At 72.4% G+C, this 16445-nt stretch carries 15 protein-coding genes and 2 pseudogenes; 8 read left to right on the plus strand and 9 right to left on the minus strand.

The window, feature by feature from the left end; all coding sequences use genetic code 11:
- Positions 1 to 41 precede the first annotated feature (41 nt).
- Together G3I54_RS21435 and G3I54_RS39595 are read left to right on the plus strand one after the other, a co-directional pair.
- Positions 42 to 536, plus strand: a complete 495-nt coding sequence (locus G3I54_RS21435) for a TetR/AcrR family transcriptional regulator (protein WP_343240376.1) — start codon at positions 42 to 44, stop codon at positions 534 to 536.
- A 417-nt stretch (positions 537 to 953) separates the two neighbouring features.
- A complete protein-coding gene (locus G3I54_RS39595) occupies positions 954 to 1319 on the plus strand; it encodes an alpha/beta hydrolase-fold protein (protein ID WP_343240377.1) in 366 nt (121 codons plus the stop codon).
- Here the strand turns inward: G3I54_RS39595 and G3I54_RS21445 are convergent.
- Positions 1249 to 2370 carry an AI-2E family transporter gene (locus G3I54_RS21445; RefSeq protein ID WP_164616488.1) on the minus strand — a complete coding sequence of 374 codons (1122 nt, stop codon included), beginning with the start codon at positions 2368 to 2370 and terminating at the stop codon, positions 1249 to 1251. The genes G3I54_RS39595 and G3I54_RS21445 overlap by 71 nt on opposite strands.
- A gap of 60 nt (positions 2371 to 2430) precedes the next feature.
- On the minus strand, positions 2431 to 4644 hold the full coding sequence (locus G3I54_RS21450; RefSeq protein WP_164616588.1) for an AAA family ATPase: 2214 nt from the start codon (positions 4642 to 4644) through the stop codon (positions 2431 to 2433).
- Between the two features lie 296 nt (positions 4645 to 4940).
- Here G3I54_RS21450 and G3I54_RS21455 point away from each other — a divergent pair, with 296 nt between their 5' ends.
- Positions 4941 to 5387: an SRPBCC family protein gene (locus G3I54_RS21455; protein WP_164616489.1), complete on the plus strand. Its 447-nt coding sequence runs from the start codon at positions 4941 to 4943 to the stop codon at positions 5385 to 5387.
- A 22-nt stretch (positions 5388 to 5409) separates the two neighbouring features.
- Here the strand turns inward: G3I54_RS21455 and G3I54_RS21460 are convergent, their stop codons facing one another.
- Positions 5410 to 5622 (minus strand): hypothetical protein, encoded by a 213-nt coding sequence (locus G3I54_RS21460; RefSeq protein WP_164616490.1) that lies wholly within the window; start codon positions 5620 to 5622, stop codon positions 5410 to 5412.
- A gap of 193 nt (positions 5623 to 5815) precedes the next feature.
- Positions 5816 to 7714, minus strand: coding sequence for an RICIN domain-containing protein (locus G3I54_RS21465; protein WP_164616491.1), 1899 nt, complete (start codon positions 7712 to 7714; stop codon positions 5816 to 5818).
- 217 nt (positions 7715 to 7931) lie between these two features.
- On the opposite strand from G3I54_RS21465, the gene G3I54_RS21470 reads away from it, so the two are divergent.
- Positions 7932 to 8594 (plus strand): TetR/AcrR family transcriptional regulator, encoded by a 663-nt coding sequence (locus G3I54_RS21470; protein ID WP_343240378.1) that lies wholly within the window; start codon positions 7932 to 7934, stop codon positions 8592 to 8594.
- A gap of 75 nt (positions 8595 to 8669) precedes the next feature.
- Here G3I54_RS21470 and G3I54_RS21475 read toward each other — a convergent pair whose 3' ends face one another.
- Positions 8670 to 9278 (minus strand): TetR/AcrR family transcriptional regulator, encoded by a 609-nt coding sequence (locus G3I54_RS21475; RefSeq protein ID WP_203686833.1) that lies wholly within the window; start codon positions 9276 to 9278, stop codon positions 8670 to 8672.
- A gap of 203 nt (positions 9279 to 9481) precedes the next feature.
- Between G3I54_RS21475 and G3I54_RS21480 the strand changes: the two are divergent.
- Positions 9482 to 10252 (plus strand): annotated as a pseudogene (locus tag G3I54_RS21480) (SDR family oxidoreductase).
- A 20-nt stretch (positions 10253 to 10272) separates the two neighbouring features.
- Here the strand turns inward: G3I54_RS21480 and G3I54_RS21485 are convergent.
- Complete coding sequence (locus G3I54_RS21485) at positions 10273 to 10767, minus strand: hypothetical protein (protein ID WP_343240379.1); 495 nt, start codon at positions 10765 to 10767, stop codon at positions 10273 to 10275.
- 255 nt (positions 10768 to 11022) lie between these two features.
- Between G3I54_RS21485 and G3I54_RS21490 the strand changes: the two genes are divergently transcribed.
- Entirely contained in the window at positions 11023 to 11934 is a 912-nt protein-coding gene (locus G3I54_RS21490; protein WP_164616493.1) for a LysR family transcriptional regulator, read from the plus strand.
- Here the strand turns inward: G3I54_RS21490 and G3I54_RS21495 are convergent.
- Positions 11923 to 13041 (minus strand): MerR family transcriptional regulator, encoded by a 1119-nt coding sequence (locus G3I54_RS21495; protein ID WP_164616494.1) that lies wholly within the window; start codon positions 13039 to 13041, stop codon positions 11923 to 11925. The two genes, G3I54_RS21490 and G3I54_RS21495, sit on opposite strands and share 12 nt — an antisense overlap.
- A gap of 94 nt (positions 13042 to 13135) precedes the next feature.
- Here G3I54_RS21495 and G3I54_RS21500 point away from each other — a divergent pair, with 94 nt between their 5' ends.
- A complete protein-coding gene (locus tag G3I54_RS21500; protein ID WP_164616495.1) occupies positions 13136 to 14686 on the plus strand; it encodes an alpha/beta fold hydrolase in 1551 nt (516 codons plus the stop codon).
- Between the two features lie 154 nt (positions 14687 to 14840).
- On the opposite strand, the gene G3I54_RS21505 is transcribed toward G3I54_RS21500, so the two are convergent.
- The gene (locus G3I54_RS21505) at positions 14841 to 15251 is read right to left on the minus strand and encodes an Ohr family peroxiredoxin (protein ID WP_164616496.1); all 411 of its coding nucleotides are present in this window, start codon (positions 15249 to 15251) and stop codon (positions 14841 to 14843) included.
- 112 nt (positions 15252 to 15363) lie between these two features.
- Between G3I54_RS21505 and G3I54_RS21510 the strand changes: the two genes are divergently transcribed.
- The gene (locus G3I54_RS21510; protein WP_164616497.1) at positions 15364 to 15852 is read left to right on the plus strand and encodes a MarR family transcriptional regulator; all 489 of its coding nucleotides are present in this window, start codon (positions 15364 to 15366) and stop codon (positions 15850 to 15852) included.
- Here the strand turns inward: G3I54_RS21510 and G3I54_RS21515 are convergent.
- Positions 15846 to 16427: pseudogene (locus tag G3I54_RS21515) on the minus strand (TetR/AcrR family transcriptional regulator). The gene G3I54_RS21510 and the pseudogene G3I54_RS21515 overlap by 7 nt on opposite strands.
- Positions 16428 to 16445 lie beyond the last annotated feature (18 nt).

A 16445-nucleotide genomic window follows, 5' to 3' on the forward strand; every position in this document is an offset into this window, starting at 1 on the left:
ACGGACACGCCTCGGCGTCGATGGCCTCCATCGCCCGGCGCGTGGGGGTAACCAAGCCGATGCTCTACACCTACTTCGGCTCCAAGGACGGGCTCCATCTCGCCTGCCTGGAACACATCGCCCACCGGCTCCGCTCCGCGATCGAGGAGGCGATGACGCCGGATCCGCCCGGCGGCACGCCCGTGGCGTCGAGCGTTCCCCCACGCGTCCTCGCAGCCGTCTTCGACGTACTGGAGAAGGAGCGGCGGGAAGCCTGGTTCGTGCTGTACGACCGGACGTTGAAGCCCGGCTCTGACCTGCACACCGCCGCCCACGCCCGCCGCGCGGCCATCGACGACCTCGCGGCCTCCGGCACGGCGGACGTCCTGCACGGACAGGGCAACCAGGATCCGCTGGACGCCGACGCGCTGAAACACGTGTGGACCGGCACGGTCGGCGCGCTCGTCGGCTGGTGGATCTCCCACCCCGACCAGTCCGCGACGGAGATGGCCGCACGCTGTGCCCGACTCCTGGCCGCGATCCGCTCTCCGTCCTGACCTCTCCCGCCTGCCCCGTCTGCTCCGGCCCGCTCCCGGCGGCGTACGGGCCGACTCCCCGCGGAGGATGCCGGGCGGCGGCCCCGCCAGCGGGCGGGACCGCCGGGATCCGGGTGACGGGTGAGCGGTGGATCGGCGACCGGCTGCTCGAACTGACCGTACGGTCACAGGCGTTGGGCGGGTCCTCGAAGGCCCGGCTGCTCACACCGGACGGCTGGGAGCAACGTGACCGCGGTGACCGATGGCCGGTCCTGTATCCGCTGGCGGGCGGCCACGGCGACCCCGAGGCGTGGACCGAGGACTACGCGGTCGACCGGCTCCCTCAGCTGCGCGACGTGCTCGTGGTCATGCCGGCGGTGCCGCTCTTCGGCTTCTACAGCGACTGGTGGAACCACGGCGCCCGGCGGTGCCCCGCGGGTGGAGACCTTCCACCTCGCCGAGGTCCGCCCGCTGCTGGAGCGTCTCTACGGCGCGGGGGTCCGGCGGGTCGCGGCGGGGGAGTCGCAGGGCGGCTTCGGCGCGCTCGCCTACGCGGCACGGCACCCGGGCCTCTTCCGCCCGGCTGCGCGCCCACGGGGTGTCGGTCTCCACGCACTTCTACCGGGGCGCCCACTCCCCGCCGTACTGGGAGCGGGGGTTGCGCAGCAGCGCGCTGCCGTCGGTGCTGCGCAACCTCGGGCGACGAGGACGATGAGGGCGGCGCAGGCGGACGCTACGACGGAACCGGCGAATCCGCGGGCAGATCCCCGGCCTCGGGCTCCGGCTCCCGCGGCTCCTCCGTGAGCTGCTCGCGGAGATAGTTCCAGGCCACCCCGAGCAGCGCGGCCACCGGAACGGCGAGCAGGCTCCCCACCACACCGGCCAGGCTGCCGCCCAGCGTCACCGCGAGCAGGATCGTCGCCGCGTGCAGACCCAGCCCCCGGCTCTGGATCATGGGCTGGAACACATTGCCCTCCAACTGCTGCACCACGATGATGATCCCGAGCACGATCAGGGCGTCCATCGGCCCGTTCGAGACCAACGCGATGACCACCGCGACGAATCCGGCGAACAGCGCCCCCACGATCGGCACGAACGCGGAGACGAAGGTCAGCACCGCCAGCGGCAGAACCAGCGGCACGTCCAGGATCCACAGGCCGAGCCCGATGAAGACCGCGTCCAGCAGACCGACGAACGCCTGGGACCGGACGAACGCGCCCAGGGTGTCCCAACTGCGGGAGGCCACCTCGGGGATGTCGGTGGCGAGCCGGCCGGGAAGCTGACGGGTCAGCCACGGCAGGAACCGCGCGCCGTCCTTGAGGAAGAAGAACATCAGGAAGACCGCCAGCACCGCCGTGACGAGCCCGTTGACCACCGTGCTCACCCCGGTGACGGCGGTGGTGACCACGCTGCCGACACTGTCCTGGAGCTTGGTGGTCGCGGTGTCGAGGGCGCCGGTGATCTGGTCGTCGCCGATGTTCAGCGGCGGACCGGCCGCCCACTCGCGGAGCTTCTCGATGCCGTCGACCACCCTGCCGGCCAGCTCCCCGGACTGGTCCGCCACCGGCACCGCGATCAGCGCCACGATGCCCGCCCCCACGAGCAGGGAGAACACCGTCACCGCCGACGCGGCGAGCGCCGGCCGCCAGCCGTGCCCGCGCAGGAAGCGGGCGAGCGGCCAGGTCAGCGTGGTGAGGAACAGTGCGACTATCAGCGGCCAGACGACCGACCACATCCGTCCCAGCACCCACAGCGCGACCGCCGCCGCCACCAGGATCAACAACAACTCTGCCGAGACCCGTGCCGACGTGCGGAGAGCAGCCGCGGTCTTGGTCGAACTCAATGGCGAAGACATGGCGTCAGCCTATGGGTTCGCCCACCGTCTTCCGGCCACCCCCGCTGCCCGCGGCTCCCGTCACCGCAACGCCGGGGGCAGCTCCTCCCGGTGGACGATGCCCAGGCGCTGCGTGGCACGGGTGAGCGCCACATACAGATCGCTCGTGCCGAACCGGGCGGGCTCCACGACCAGCACATGGTCGAACTCCAGCCCCTTGGCCTGGCGCGGATCCAGCAGCACCACCGGGTGCGTGAGGTCGGGCGCCTCACCTGCCACGACGCCGACCAGCGGCGCGGCGATCTCCTCGTGCAGCGCCCGCGGCGCGATCACCGCGAGGCGTCCCTCCCGGGGCGTCAGCTCCGCGACGGCCTCGGCCACCGCGCCCGCCAGATCCTCCCCGGCCTCCCGCGTCCACGGCTTCTCGCCGGTCGACCGCACCGAGACGGGGGCGGTGAACGACGGGTCCTTCTCCCGCAGGACTCCGGCGGCCAGCTCCATGATCTCCGCGGGCGTACGGTAGTTGACCTCCAGCGTGACGTGCTCGAAGCGGTCACCGACGTACGGTCGCAGGATCTTCTCCCAGGACCCGACGCCGGCCTCCTCGGAGGTCTGGGCCGGATCGCCGACCAGGGTCAGCGAGCGGGTCGGCGCCCGGCGCATCAGCAGCCGCCACGCCATCGGCGAGAGCTCCTGCGCCTCGTCGACGATGATGTGCCCGAACGCCCACGTACGGTCGGCGGCGGCCCGCTCGGCGGCGGTGCGGTGGTCGGCCTCCTCGTGCCGCTCCGCCATCCGCTCGGCGTCGATGATGTCGTGGGCCGCGAGGACCTCGGACTCCTCGTCCTCGAACTCGTAGCTCTCCGAGCCCCGCGAGAGCTCCAGCACGCCCTGCGCGTAGCCGACCCGCTCCTGGCGGGCCGCCTCGGCCGCCGCCCGCTCCGCGCTGTCGTCGACGCCGAGCAGCTCGGCGGCCTCGTCGAGCAGCGGTACGTCGGCGGGGGTCCACGCCCCGGTTCCGGCCGGGCGGCGGATTGCGTCGGCGTCCTCCTCCGGTACGTACACGGGGTCGGCCAGATAGTCGGCGAGGAAGCCCTCGGGGGTCAGCGGCGGCCACAGCTCGTCGACGGCCGCATGCACTTCCTTGCTCAGCGCGACGTCCCGGCCGAGCTGGGCCACGTCGTCGGGGCCGAGGAAGTTGGGCCCGCCGTAGGGGTCCGCGCCGATGCGCTCGACGAGCTGCGCGGTGAGCGCGTCGATGACCCGGAAGACGAAGTGGGGGCGGGCGAGATTGTGCGGCAGGCGGGTGTCCCGGGCCGCCTGCCGGGTCTCGTAGGCGATCTCCCAGTCCAGGATCAGATCCCCGCCGTCCTCGTGCGGGATCACCATCGCCGCGCCGGGCTCCGGCAGCCGCTGCCGGTCGCGTACGGCCAGGGCGAGGGCCTCGGCCATCGGCTCGCCGCCCTTGACGGTGGCGGCGCGCGCGGTGTCCGTACCGGTGGCGTGCACCCCGGGGAACAGCTCCGCCTGCGTCGCGAGCAGCCCCCCGGTCTCGCCGAGCGCGGGCAGCACCTCCGCGATGTAGCGCAGGAACGCCGGGTTGGGGCCCACGATGAGCACCGCCCGCTTGGCGAGCAGCTCGCGGTGCTCGTACAGCAGGAAGGCGGCCCGGTGCAGCGCGACGGCGGTCTTTCCGGTGCCGGGGCCGCCCTCGACGACGAGGACGCCGCGGTGCGGGGCCCGGATGATGCCGTCCTGCTCGGCCTGGATGGTCCGCACGATGTCGCCCATGCGTCCGGTGCGCGCGGAATTGAGCGCCGCGAGCAGCACGGCGTCACCGTTCGGATCCTCGAATCCGGTGCGGTCGCGGTCCCCGAGATCCAGGATCTCGTCATGGAGCTCGGTGACCGTGCGGCCCTCGGTGGTGATGTGCCTGCGCCGACGCAGACCCATCGGCGTGTGCCCCGTGGCGAGATAGAAAGGACGCGCCACCGGCGCACGCCAGTCGATCAGAACAGGAGTGTGCTCGGTGTCGTCCTCACGGATCCCGATGCGGCCGATGTGGTGCGCGAGCCCGTCGGAGCGGTCGATGCGACCGAAGCAGAGGGACCCGTCGACCGCGTTGAGCGCGGCGAGCAGACCCGAGCGCTCCGCGACCAGGATGTCGCGCTCAAGCCGCGCCTGCTGGCCCGTTCCGACCGGCGTCAGCGCGCGCTCGACACCCTCGGACGCCACGCCGCGCAGGGCGTCGACCCGGGCATGGAGCCGGTCGATGAATTCCTGCTCTTCCCGCAATTCGTCGCTTTCCCGGTTTGACAAAACGGCTCCCCGCCAGTTATATTCGTACTCATAAGGCCCCCGAGCGGGGCCTTTCTGCGTGAGCGCAGAAGAATCCAATATACGCGCGATAATCCCCGGACCGCAATTAAGGTCCGGGGATTGTTCGTGCCCGGCGGCCGACAGGCTGACCTGGTCCGGCTCCGGTAGCGTGGACCGAGCGACGCGCCGAGCGCGGTCGCCCCTCCGCCGGTGACCGTGCCCGTCGTATCTCCCGCTGCGCGTTGCCGCGTCCCAGCTGACCGGAGAGAGCCATGAGCACACGTTTCGAAGCCACGGTCGACATCGACCGGCCCATCGAAGAGGTCTTCGCCTATCTCGCGGACGGCTCGCACGACCCCGAATTCAGCCCACGGGTGCAGCGCATCGAGAAATCGCCGGACGGGCCGATCCACGTCGGCACCGTCTTCCACAGCACCGTCAAGGACGCGGGCATGACGACCCGGCGGGACTTCGAGATCAGCGAACTGTCCGCCCCGACCCGCATCCGCTGGCACGAGCAGTCCAAGAACCTCATCACCGCGGCCGAGGGCGGCTACGACCTCGAACCCACGCCGGACGGCGGCACACATGTGAGGCTCTTCAACGTCCTGGAGGGCCACGGGGTCGGCAAGTTGCTGGTCGGCTTCGCGGGAAGCGCGGCACGCAAGGACGCGCCGGCGTTCGGACAGCGCATCAAGGAAGCCGTCGAAGCGCCCTGAGCGATGCCGCTCCCGCCGCCGGTCAGTCCGGCAGGGGTACGCGGATCACCGGGTCGAAGGGGTGCTTGTTGAACCCGCTGCGCACATTGCGGCAGCTCGGCGCCTGGCACATGAAGAACTCGTCGACGCTCCGGCGGCCCGTCCGGCCCCGGAGCCAGGTCTTCTCGGCGGCGGTGAGCGAGCGGTGCTGCTCGTCGGAATCGCAGGTGTAGCAGTACATGGCGCGGGCCGGCACGGGACCTCCTGAAGCGGGCGAACACGCAGAAGGCGAAGCATATGAGGGCGCGTCGGGCGGGAACAGGCTCCGGCGCGCCCGATTTCGTCGAGCCGCCCCGTAAAGCGGACGTCGAGCCGGGGCCCCGTTCCGCGCCGCGCCGTCGCGGCGCGGAACGAGGGTCCCTGCCGTACGGAGATTCTCCGCCCCCGCGTCAGCCGGTCAAGGTGAACGCCTGCGCCGCGGAGCCGGAACAGGGCTGCTGCGACAGCCTGGCCCCGTCGGCCGTCGACGAGCTGTCGACGGCCAGGCACTTGCCGCTGTGGCGGGTGACGAAGCGGTACTGCCCGCTGCCGGTCAGGGCCTCCGGCCGCCACTGCTGGTTGACGCCGCCCTCGTACGACCACAGGTGCACCCTGGTGCCGTCCGCGGTCGCCCCGGAACCGCCGTCGACGTCCCAGGCCTTCGCGTTGTGCCGGTTCACCACCTGGTAGTGGCCGCCGTCGGTCGGCCGGAACTGCCAGCCCTGGTTGGCCCCGGTCCCGCAGGCCCACTGCTGGAGCGCGGTGCCGTTCGCCGTACCCCAGTCGGCGGCGTCGAGGCAGGCGCCGCTGTTGACGTTCCGCACCTGGTACCACGCGGCGGGGTCGATGGAGCCCGCGGGCGGGTCCGTCGTTCCGCCGTTCCCGTCCCAGGTGAACGTGGCGACGGCCCCGGCGGGCAGGGTGTACGCGAGCGACCTGCCGTTGTCCGTCAGCGAGAACCGCTGCGACCCGGAAGCGGTGTTGACGACGACGGCCGCGCGGCTGCCGTCGCTGTTCTGGAAGGCGACGTTCTGCACCCCTCCCGCGCCCTGGCTGGTGGAGCCGATCCGGACCGCGCCGGCCTGCACGAACTTGGAGACATGGCCGAGGACGTAGAACTCGGCGTTGCGGGTCACCTGGCCGCCGTCGATCTCGACGATGCCGTTGCAGCGGTTGGTGCAGTGCCCCTGGTGGGGGCCGCCGTTCCGATCGAGGGCGAGGTTCCAGTTGATGACCGTCTCACCGCCGTTGCGCATGTTCTGCACGACGAGGTTCTCGGCGTGCCACTTGAGCGTGTCGCCGAACGTCGTGGCCGGGTTCTCGCTGTCGGTGCCGGAGCACTCCGTGAAGAACACCCGCTTTCCGGCGTCGGCGATCTGCTTCTGCGCGGCGGGCGCCCCGCCGTAGCAGTGGAAGGCGGCGCCGATGATGCGCTGGATGCCGCCGGTCCGCGCGAAGACGTCCAGCGGATAGTTCGGGTGGTCCCAGTTGTGGTCGTAGGCCAGGATGTTGGTCGGCAGGTTCGCCGCCGTGAGCGTCCGGTCCAGCACCCGGAGGAAGTCCGCCTGCTGGGCCGAGGTCATGCTCATGGACGGGTAACTGGTCGCGAACTCCGGCTCGTTCTGCGCCGTGAGGTCGGTGAGGGTGATGCCCTCCTGCCCGTACGCCCTGATGGCCTTGACGAGGTAGTCGGCGTACGCCTGGTAGTGCTCGGTGCGGAGGCTGCCGCCGTTGAGGGAGTTGTTGGTCTTCATCCAGGCCGGGGGCGACCAGGGCGAGCCCATGAAGCGGATGGCGGGATTGACGGCGGTGGCCTGCTTCAGCACCGGGAGGATCTGGCTCCGGTCCCGGTCGATGGAGAAGGCGCCCCGGGTGTCCTCGTAGGTGTACGCGTCCGTGTTCGCGTCGAAGTCGGTGCTTCCCAGGGGCTGGCGCAGGTAGTTGAGCCCGATGCCGTCGCCCTCCGCGGAGAACAGCGACTTCAGCACCGCGGTGCGCTGCGCCTGGGGGAGGCTCTGCAGGAGATGGGCGGAGGCGCCCGTCACCGAGGCCCCCGCACCGGTGAACTTCTGGCCCTTGTCGGCGGCGTCGACGCGGATGTCGACCGCCTGCGGGGTTCCGTCGAAGGGGACGTTCCCCTCCGGGGTGAGCTTCTTGGAGCCGTCCGGAGTGGTGACCCAGACCTGTGCGGCCGGGTCGGCCGCCCGGGCGGTGGTGATGGCGCCGTTGACGCCGAGTGCGGCGACGGCCACGACGAACGCGGCGCCTGCCGCGCGCGCTCTCGAACGCAGGGGGGTGGGGCTTGGCATGGTTGCGGCTCTCCTCGGGTTCGTACCTGCTGACAGGTGGTACCCCGGCCGACGGGGAGCGCGGCGGACGCCTCGCTCCGGGCGTGCCGGTCACAAGAGGGCGGGACAACGGCATGAAAGCACACCCACTAAGTGGTTAGTAAGTAGTCGGCTCCGGTGTTCTTCACCGCTGTCCGGAAGATCTTCACCGGCGCTCCGGCAGGCTTAAGCTGACCCGGTGAGCAACCAGTCAGTGGGCAGACCGGCACGCGGCCCGGCCAAACCCCGCACGCCGCGCAGCCCGGAAGCCCGGCAGCGACAGCAGGACATCCTGGCCATCGCCATGGACGCCTTCGCCGCCCGTGGCTACAACAACGCCTCGCTCGCCGAGATCGCGGACCGGGTCGGCCTCACCCAGGCGGGAGTGCTGCACTACTTCCGCTCCAAGGCCCTGCTCCTCACCAGCGTGCTCGAACTGCGCGACCAGAGGGACATCGAGCACCTCGGACCCGACCGCCCCCAGGGGCTGGACTTCCTGCGCCACCTGGTCAACACCGCGTTGCTCAACGCGGAGCGGGAGGGCATCGTCCGGCTGTACGCGGTGCTCTCGGCGGAGTCCGTCACCGACGACCACCCCGCCCAGGACTACTTCCGCGACCGCTACCACGGGCTGCGCGCCTTTGTCTCCGACGCCCTGCGCGAGGCCTGCGAACTGCCCCCCGACCGGGCGGACCTGACCGACAACGCGGCCAACGCCATCATCGCGGTCATGGACGGCCTGCAGGTCCAGTGGCTCCTGTCGCCGGAATCCGTCGACATGGCCGCCTCGACCGATCTCGTGGTCACCTCGCTGCTGGCGAAGCTCGCCCCCGAACGGTTCGGCCCGCGCACCACCGGCTGACCGCAGGGGCCCCGGGCCCCGGGCTCGTACAGGGGGGCCAGGAGGGATCCTTTCAGGACAGGCGGACCGCGGCGCTCAGTGGATGTCGGCCGGCGTGGAGCGGAGCCGGTCGATCCCGGTGTCCAGCGCGGCCTTGAGATGGTCCGAGCTGCCGGTGGACATCATGATCGACACTCCGCCCTGGATCCCGGCCAGCAGCGCCGCGGCATTCCGGTCGACGTCCACGGACGCCGGGACCAGCTCGCGAGCGCGCAGGGTGCGGATGCCGTCCGCGATGCGCTCCTGCCACTGGCGCATCAGCTCGGCGACGATGGCCCGCGCGCCCGGCTCCGTACGGCCCACCTGGAGGAACAGGGACCCCAGCGGGCACTGGTCGTTCTGCGACTCGTACCGCTCCACCACCGCGTCCCGCCAGCGGTACCAGGACTCCCAGGAATCCAGGCAGTCCAGATGCGGCTGCTGGTCCGCCAGTACGCGGCCCGCCTCGAACTCCGCCACGGCCAGGAGCAGTTCGTCCTTGCCGCCGGGGAAGTAGTGGAAGAGCTGGCTCTTGCTCGTACCGGTGCGGTCCCGGATGTCGTCCAGCGTGGTGAAGGCGACGCCCTGCTCGCGCAGCACCTCCGCGGCGCCCTCGACGATGCGGGCCTGTGTGGCGCGCCCCTTCGCGGTCGAAGCCTGTGACATCGGCATCCTCCTCGACTGGACCGGCGGGTCCATCCTAGGCGAGCCGCCGGTAGGGCGGCTGCCCGGACTGGACTTGCCGGTCCATTTTCATCGGAGCACAGTCGGTGCCGTGGTCCGGATCACCGGACCGCCCCGCGGAGCCGGTCGGGCGAGGCCCCCGGACGCGGGAGTGCGCACGGGATCATGAGATGAGGAGACGCGCCATGGGCGGACGGCTTCAGGGAAAGACGGCGCTCGTCACGGGCGCGACGAGCAACATCGGACAGGCCATCGCCGAGGCGTTCGCCGCCGAAGGCGCCCACGTGGTCGTCTCGGGCCGCCACCGGGAACGAGGGCTCGCGGTCGTCGGAGCGATCCGCGCGGCCGGCGGACGCGCGGACTTCGTGGCGGCCGACCTCGACGGCACCGTCGCGGTCTCCGGCCGGCTCGCCGATGAGGCCACCCGGGCGCTGGGCGGCCGGATCGACATCCTGGTCAACAACGCCGGGATCTTCCCGGGCTCCACGACCACCGACACGGACGAGGAGACCTTCGACCGCGTCTACGCGGTGAACGTGAAGGCGCCCTTCTTCCTGACCGCCGCCGTCGTCCCGGCCATGGTGCGGGCGGGCGGCGGAGCCGTCATCAACCTCGGCTAATGGGTCGCCCGCCTCGGCATCCCGGTCGGCACCCTCTACAGCTCCACCAAGGGCGCGATGGAGACCCTCACCCGGGGCTGGGCCGCCGAGTTCGGCCCGCTGGGCGTACGGGTCAACGCCATCTCGCCGGGCGTGATCGCCGCACCCGCCGTCAGGGACAGCGGGACGCACCCCGGCCAGGCCATGATGAAGGGCACCCCGGCCGGCGACATCGGGGCCCCCGAGGCCATCGCCCACGCCGCCGTCTGGCTGGCGAGCGACGAGGCGGCCTTCGTGCACGGCACGGTGGTGGACGTCGACGGCGGGCGTGTCGGCGCCGCGGTCATCGCCGTCTGAGTCCGGGCGGGCCGGGCCCGCTACTCCAGGCCGTTGCGCGCGGCGAGCTGCAACAGGACCGCGATCACGGCGGGTTCGACGCCCAACGCGGTGAAGGTGAGGGGAGGGCGGCCTCGCCGTTCGAGCTCGACGCGGTGGAAGGCCATGAGGAGGGACGCGCTGCTCACTCTGCGCAGACCGGTCACCTCCCGCCACACCATCGCGTCCCGCACCCCGCCGAACGGCCCGGTGACGGCGACGCCGCCCTTGTGCAGCCGGCACCGGTTGCCGCCGCGCCGGGCCACGACGGTGCGCCATGCCAGCCGCAGCCCGAACAGGACGAGCACCACGGCCGCGGCCACAGTGCCTTTGAGGAGCGCGGAGTTCGGCCGGATCCAGATCAGCGCGACGATCAGGGCGACCACCAGCAGCGTGACGGTCCGCAGCGCGGCCTGGGAGAGTGCGCCCGCGATGCCCACGGCGTGGTACGAGCCGATCCGTTGCCCCAACTCCGGTCCGCTCCGGGTCTGTCGCACGATGAACCGCCCTCTCGGGATCGAGGCCACCGGGCCCTTGCGCGTCGTCGGTGAGCGAGCGGCGGGCCCGGACGGTCGTGCGCCTTTTCTAGCCGGCGCCGCCGCGTGAACGACGCTATGGCTGCCCGAGACATGACACCAGCGACTGAATCGCATGGAACCCATGCGCTACAGGAATGTGATCGGCGATGATGCCGGTGGCCGCACGGCGACGAGCTCGGCGGCAGAGCGAAGAGCCAGGGAGGGGGAGAGGACATGTGGGAGAACGAATCGCTCCGGTTGCTCGTCACCGTGGCCGGGACCGGATCGTTCACACAGGCGGCGGACCGGCTCAACTACACGCAGTCCGCGGTGTCCCGGCGGATCGCCGCGCTGGAACACCGGGCGGGCGGCCCGCTGTTCGTACGCCTCCCGCGAGGCGTACGGCTCACCCCCGCCGGCCGGCTGCTGCACCGGTACGCCGTGGACGTGCTCGACCGCCTGGCCCGGGCCGAGCGCGACCTGGGCGTGCTGCACGCCGGACACGGCGGGCCGCTGCACACGGGTGCGTTCGCCACCGCCAACATCGCACTCCTGCCGACCGCGCTGCGGGCCCTCAAGGACGCCCGGCCGGGGATCGAGGTGGCGGCCGTCGAGAGCCCGACCGGCACGCTGATGCGGCAGCTCGCGGACGGAACGCTCGACCTCGCCGTCGTGAGCGACTACCCGTACGGTCTGCCCTCGGCCGACGGGATCACGACGACCGTGCTGTGCGAGGACGAACTGCTCATCGCCCTTCCGCGCCGGCACCGCCTGGCCGGGGCGGAAGCCGTCGACCTGTACGAACTCCGCGACGAGACCTGGATCCAGAGCGCCTACGGCGACCGCCCCACGATGCTCGCCGACGCCTGCGCCCGAGCGGGATTCACCCCGGAACGGATCATGCGGATCGCCGGATGGGCGGGCAAGTTCGGCTACGCGGCCGCCGGGCTCGGCGTGGCCCTGGTCCCGTCACTGGCGGCGCGAGCGGTCCCCGGCCAACTCGTCCTGCGCCCCCTCACCGACCCCACCCTGCGCCGGACCGTGCACGTGGCACTGCCCGACGCACCGCTCCCGGCGGCCCTGGCCCTGCGGGAGTTCCTGCACAGCGCGGTCGCGGAGCACGAGGAGCCCCGCTCACCGGGGTGAGACGGCCCGCGCACCATCCGGTACGGGGGAGGGGGCGCCGGAATCCGGGCCCGCACCGTCGAACCCGCTCCCCGCCCCCGCCTGGCCGCCCCGCGCACCGCCGTGGCTGGCCGCCGCCTCCGACTGGGCCTCCAGCGCCGCCAGAAGCCAGTCGTGCGCCGACCCCGGGGTCGGCTCGGGACGGCCGCCGGGAGCGCTGATCACCTCGGCCGTCAGGTCCCAGTACCGGTCGATGCGCGGATCGGCCGCCAGCCGGCCGGCGAGCACACGGCGGAAGGCGGGCGTGTCGTGGGCGCCGTACGTGCTGGCGTACGCGTCCACGAATCCGTCCAGCGCCTCACCGGGAGCGGGCTCCGCACCACGGCGCAGCTCACCGCCCGCCAGGTCGTACGCCTCGGCGAGCCCCGCGTACAGCACGGCCGACGCACGGGCCCCCGCGACGCCGTGCGCCCGGGGCTGGCAGGAGCCGCCGCCCCCGCCGTCGCACGGACGGGTCACGAAGGCGTGCAGCCGGGCGAAGGCGAGGACCTGGGCCGGCCGCGGATCGTCGGGCGGGTGCGGCACCGCCGCCTCCAGGAACGCGGTGACGGAGCGGGCGGGCATACGGGCCGGCAGCCACGAACGCCAGAAACGGGCCAGCGAGGCGGTGCTCGGCGGGGCGGCGACCGCACCGACCAGCCGTAGCCGGCCGGGCCGTTCGGCCGGCGGGCACTCCTGCACCAGCCGGAGCGCCGCCTCCCGCCAGCGCAACGCCGCGAGTTCGGAGCCCAGAAGACGCAGCCGCCCGGCCACAGCGTCCTCCAACGCACCACCCGTACCGCCCGCACCACCAGTACCGTCGGCGCCTTCCGCCCCGGCCCCGTCCCGCTCGTCCTGCTCGTCGAGGATGCGGCGCACTTCGGGGACCGGCAGGTCGAGGCCGCGCAGGGAGCGGATCATCGCCAGCCGCTCCACGGCCTCCGGGGCGTACCTGCGGTGACCGCCGGCGCTGCGGGACGCCTCCGGCAGCAGTCCGCGGTCCGAGTAGAAGCGGACGGTCTTGACGCTGACGCCCGCGTGCTCGGCCAGTTCACCGATGGTGCACAAGCCGTCGGACGACGAGAACACTTGAACCTCCCTCAGGGGGAGTTCCTACGGTACCGGCGAGCGCTGCCGGGGGATTCGGGCCGGTGCGCGGAAGGCATCGTGACGAGGAGGGACCATGACCGTATTCATCTTGGTGGCCGGGGCGTTCACCGGGCCGCACGTGTGGCGGGACACCGCCGCGCGGCTGACCGCGGACGGTGCCGAGGTGCGCATCGCGGCGCTCACCGGACTCGGCGGACGCACCGGCGGTCACGGCGGCCCTGGCGGGACCGTCGACCTGGAGACGCATATCGCGGACGTACTCGCGGTGATCGACTCGGTGGTGGCGGAGGGGGAGGGGGAGCCGGGCCGGGAGATCGTGCTCGTCGGCCACGACTACGGCATCCATCCGGTGCTCGGCGCGGCGGACCGGCGGGTCCGGTCGATCGCCCGGATCGTCCACCTCGACGCCGGGATGCCCCAGGACGGCGTCCCCGCTCTGGCCGCCGTGCCCGACCAGCGCCTGCGCGAGGAGGTGGCGGAGCGCGCCGCCGGAAGCGGGGACCGGGCAGGCGGCGGGGAGCTGCCGCCCCCGGCCCGGGACGCGTGGTCCCGCTGGGGGAGCACCGCGGGTCTCTCCGAGGCGGCGCTCGACGGGCTCACCGCCCTCGCGGCGCCGCAGCCGCTGGGCACGCTGCTCCAGCCGCTGCGGCTCACCGGCGCCGTGGCCGGGGTGCCCGTGACCGGAGTGCTGTGCACCGGCAACGGGCCGGGCGTCGAGATGCTCCAGATCATGGTGGACGTCGGCGATCCCGCCCTCCGAGCCCTGGCCGACGCCCGGGTGGCCTTCTTCGAGCTGCCCACGGGGCACTGGCCGATGCTGTCCTGCCCCGCCGAGCTGGCCGGGATCCTGATCGAGGCCGCGTCCGGCGCGGGCCACAGGCTGACCTCCACCGATGCCGCCGACCCGCCCGCCCATCTGCGGCCGTTCCTCCTCGACGTACCGGAGCGGTCCCGCGAGCGGACCGGGAACACCGACCTGTATCCGCCGGACGGTCCGGGCCCGCACCCGGCCGTGGTCTTCGTGCACGGCGGCCCGGTACCCGCCGAGGCACGGCCCACGCCCCGGGACTGGCCGACCCTGACGGGATACGCGCGCCACGTCGCCGGGCAGGGGGCCGTGGGCGTGACGCTCGACCACCGCCTGCACTCCGTGGCCGACTACGGGACGGCCGCCGCGGACGTGGCCGACGCGGTGGAGCGGGTGCGCGCCGATCCGCGCGTGGACGCGGACCGGATCGCGCTGTGGTTCTTCTCGGGCGGGGGCCCGCTCGCGGCGGACTGGCTGGCGAAGCCTCCGGCGTGGCTGCGCTGCGTGGCCGCGAACTACCCGATCCTCGCGCCGCTGCCGAGCTGGGGACTGGCCGACGCCCGCTTCAACCCGGTCCGGACCCTCTCCGACGCCGGGCGACTGCCCGTCGTGCTGGTCCGGGCGGGACGCGAGATGGCCGAGATCGCCGCGACGGTCGAGGAGTTCCTGACCGAGGCCGCCCGCTGCGGGGCGAACGTCGAGATCATCGACGTACCGGAGGGACGCCACGGCTTCGAGACGCTGGACCCGACCGACGAGGCGCGCGAGGCCGTGCACCGCGCGGTGGGCGCGGTGCTGGCCCGCCTGAAGGGCTGACACCACCAGAGGGTGTGGCAGCTCCGGAGCGTGCGGCGCGGTTCTTGCCGGGGAAGTGGCACCGCGACGAGCGGGGGCCGGCCGAAGGCGTTCTCGGCCGGCCCCCGCTGCGGCAACGGTGGGTTCGGGTGGGCGCGGGGCGGAAAGAGGGCGACTACTCGATGACCAGCTCGACGTCGATGTTGCCCCGCGTGGCCTTGGAGTACGGGCAGTAGGCGTGGGTGGCCTCGACCAGCTTCTGTCCGGCCTCGCCCGCGAGGGAGTCCGGCAGCTCCACCCGCATGACCACCGCGAGCCCGAAGCCGTCGCCCTCCTTGCCGATGGAGACCTCGGCGGTCACGGAGGCGTCCTTGGTGTCCACCTTCATCTGGCGACCGACCGCGGCCATCGCGCTGGCGAAACAGGCCGCGTAGCCGGCGGCGAAGAGCTGCTCGGGGTTGGTGCCCTTGCCGTTGCCGCCGAGAGCCGGGGGCATGGCGAGGGGCAGATCGATCTGACCGTCCGAGCTGACGGCACGGCCCTCGCGCCCGTTGGCGGTGGCGGCGGCGGTGTACAACGCGTCCATGGGTGACCCTCCTCTGGAGCCCCGACCGGGATGGTCGCGGCCACTGGCATAAAGATTGCACACAACTGAATTGTGCACAACTCAATGGCGTGGTCGGCGGTACGCTGGTTCCATGACCACTGCTCCGAGCGCCTCGCCCGAACTCCCCGCCGTCCCCGACGCGGAACTGCTGCGGCTGGACCATCAGGTCTGCTTCTCGCTGCACGCCGCGTCGCGAGCGTTCGGCGGCTTCTACCGGCAGGCGCTGAAGGACCTCGGTCTCACCTACTCGCAGTACCTGGTCATGCTGGTGCTGTGGGAGCACGGATCGCAGCCGGTCAAGGCCATCGGGGAGCGTCTCCAGCTGGACTCCGGGACCCTCTCGCCGCTGCTGAAGCGACTGGAGACGGCAGGGCTGGTCCGGCGCGAACGCAGCCGCGAGGACGAACGCTCCGTCCTCATCGACCTGACCGACGAGGGCGCGCGACTGCGCGAGCGCGCACTGTCCGTCCCCCGTGGTGTGCTGGCCGCGACCGGCCTGTCCCTGGACGAGGTCCTCGGGCTGCAGGAGGTGCTGGGCCGTCTCACCACCGCTCTGGGGAAGGCCGCCGACGCCTACTGATCCAGGGCGTCGGCGATGCGCCCGGCGACGGCCCGCCGCATTGCGGGGTCCAGCCGGTCGGAGGTGAGGGATTCGTACAGCCACAGGCCGTCGGCCGCCAGGCGGAGGATGAATCGGTCGAGCGCGGCGGCCGGATCGTCGGATGCGGATGCGGATGCGGATGCCGATGCCGATGCCTATGGAGATGGCGGGGGCGGGGGCGGTGCCCACCGTTCCGTCACGGCTTCCCAGACGGCCGCGTGTGCCGTATTCGTCGAGCCTTCGAGCATGAGCAGCAGCTCGGCACGGCTGGCGCTCTGGATGGCGACCCGCGTGTAGGCGGCCAGCCGCTCGTCAGGGGTGGTCGCGGCGGCGGGCTTCCCCGCCGCCGCGACCAGATCGGCTTCCCACCGGTCGGCCAGATGCTGGTGGATCGCCTGGACGAGGTCGTCGCGCGAGGCGAAGTGGTAGAGGAGACCGCCCTTCGTCAGTCCGGCCTCCGCGGCGACGGAGTCGAAGGTGACGCTCTTGACGCCTTCACGCTGCACGACCCGGGTGGCGGCGTCGAGGATCTGGGTTCGTTTGCTGGTCCGCATGGTTGCTCCCTGTCGTCG

Source organism: Streptomyces sp. SID14515, assembly GCF_010548505.1.
GTDB classification, from domain to species: domain Bacteria; phylum Actinomycetota; class Actinomycetes; order Streptomycetales; family Streptomycetaceae; genus Streptomyces; species Streptomyces caviscabies.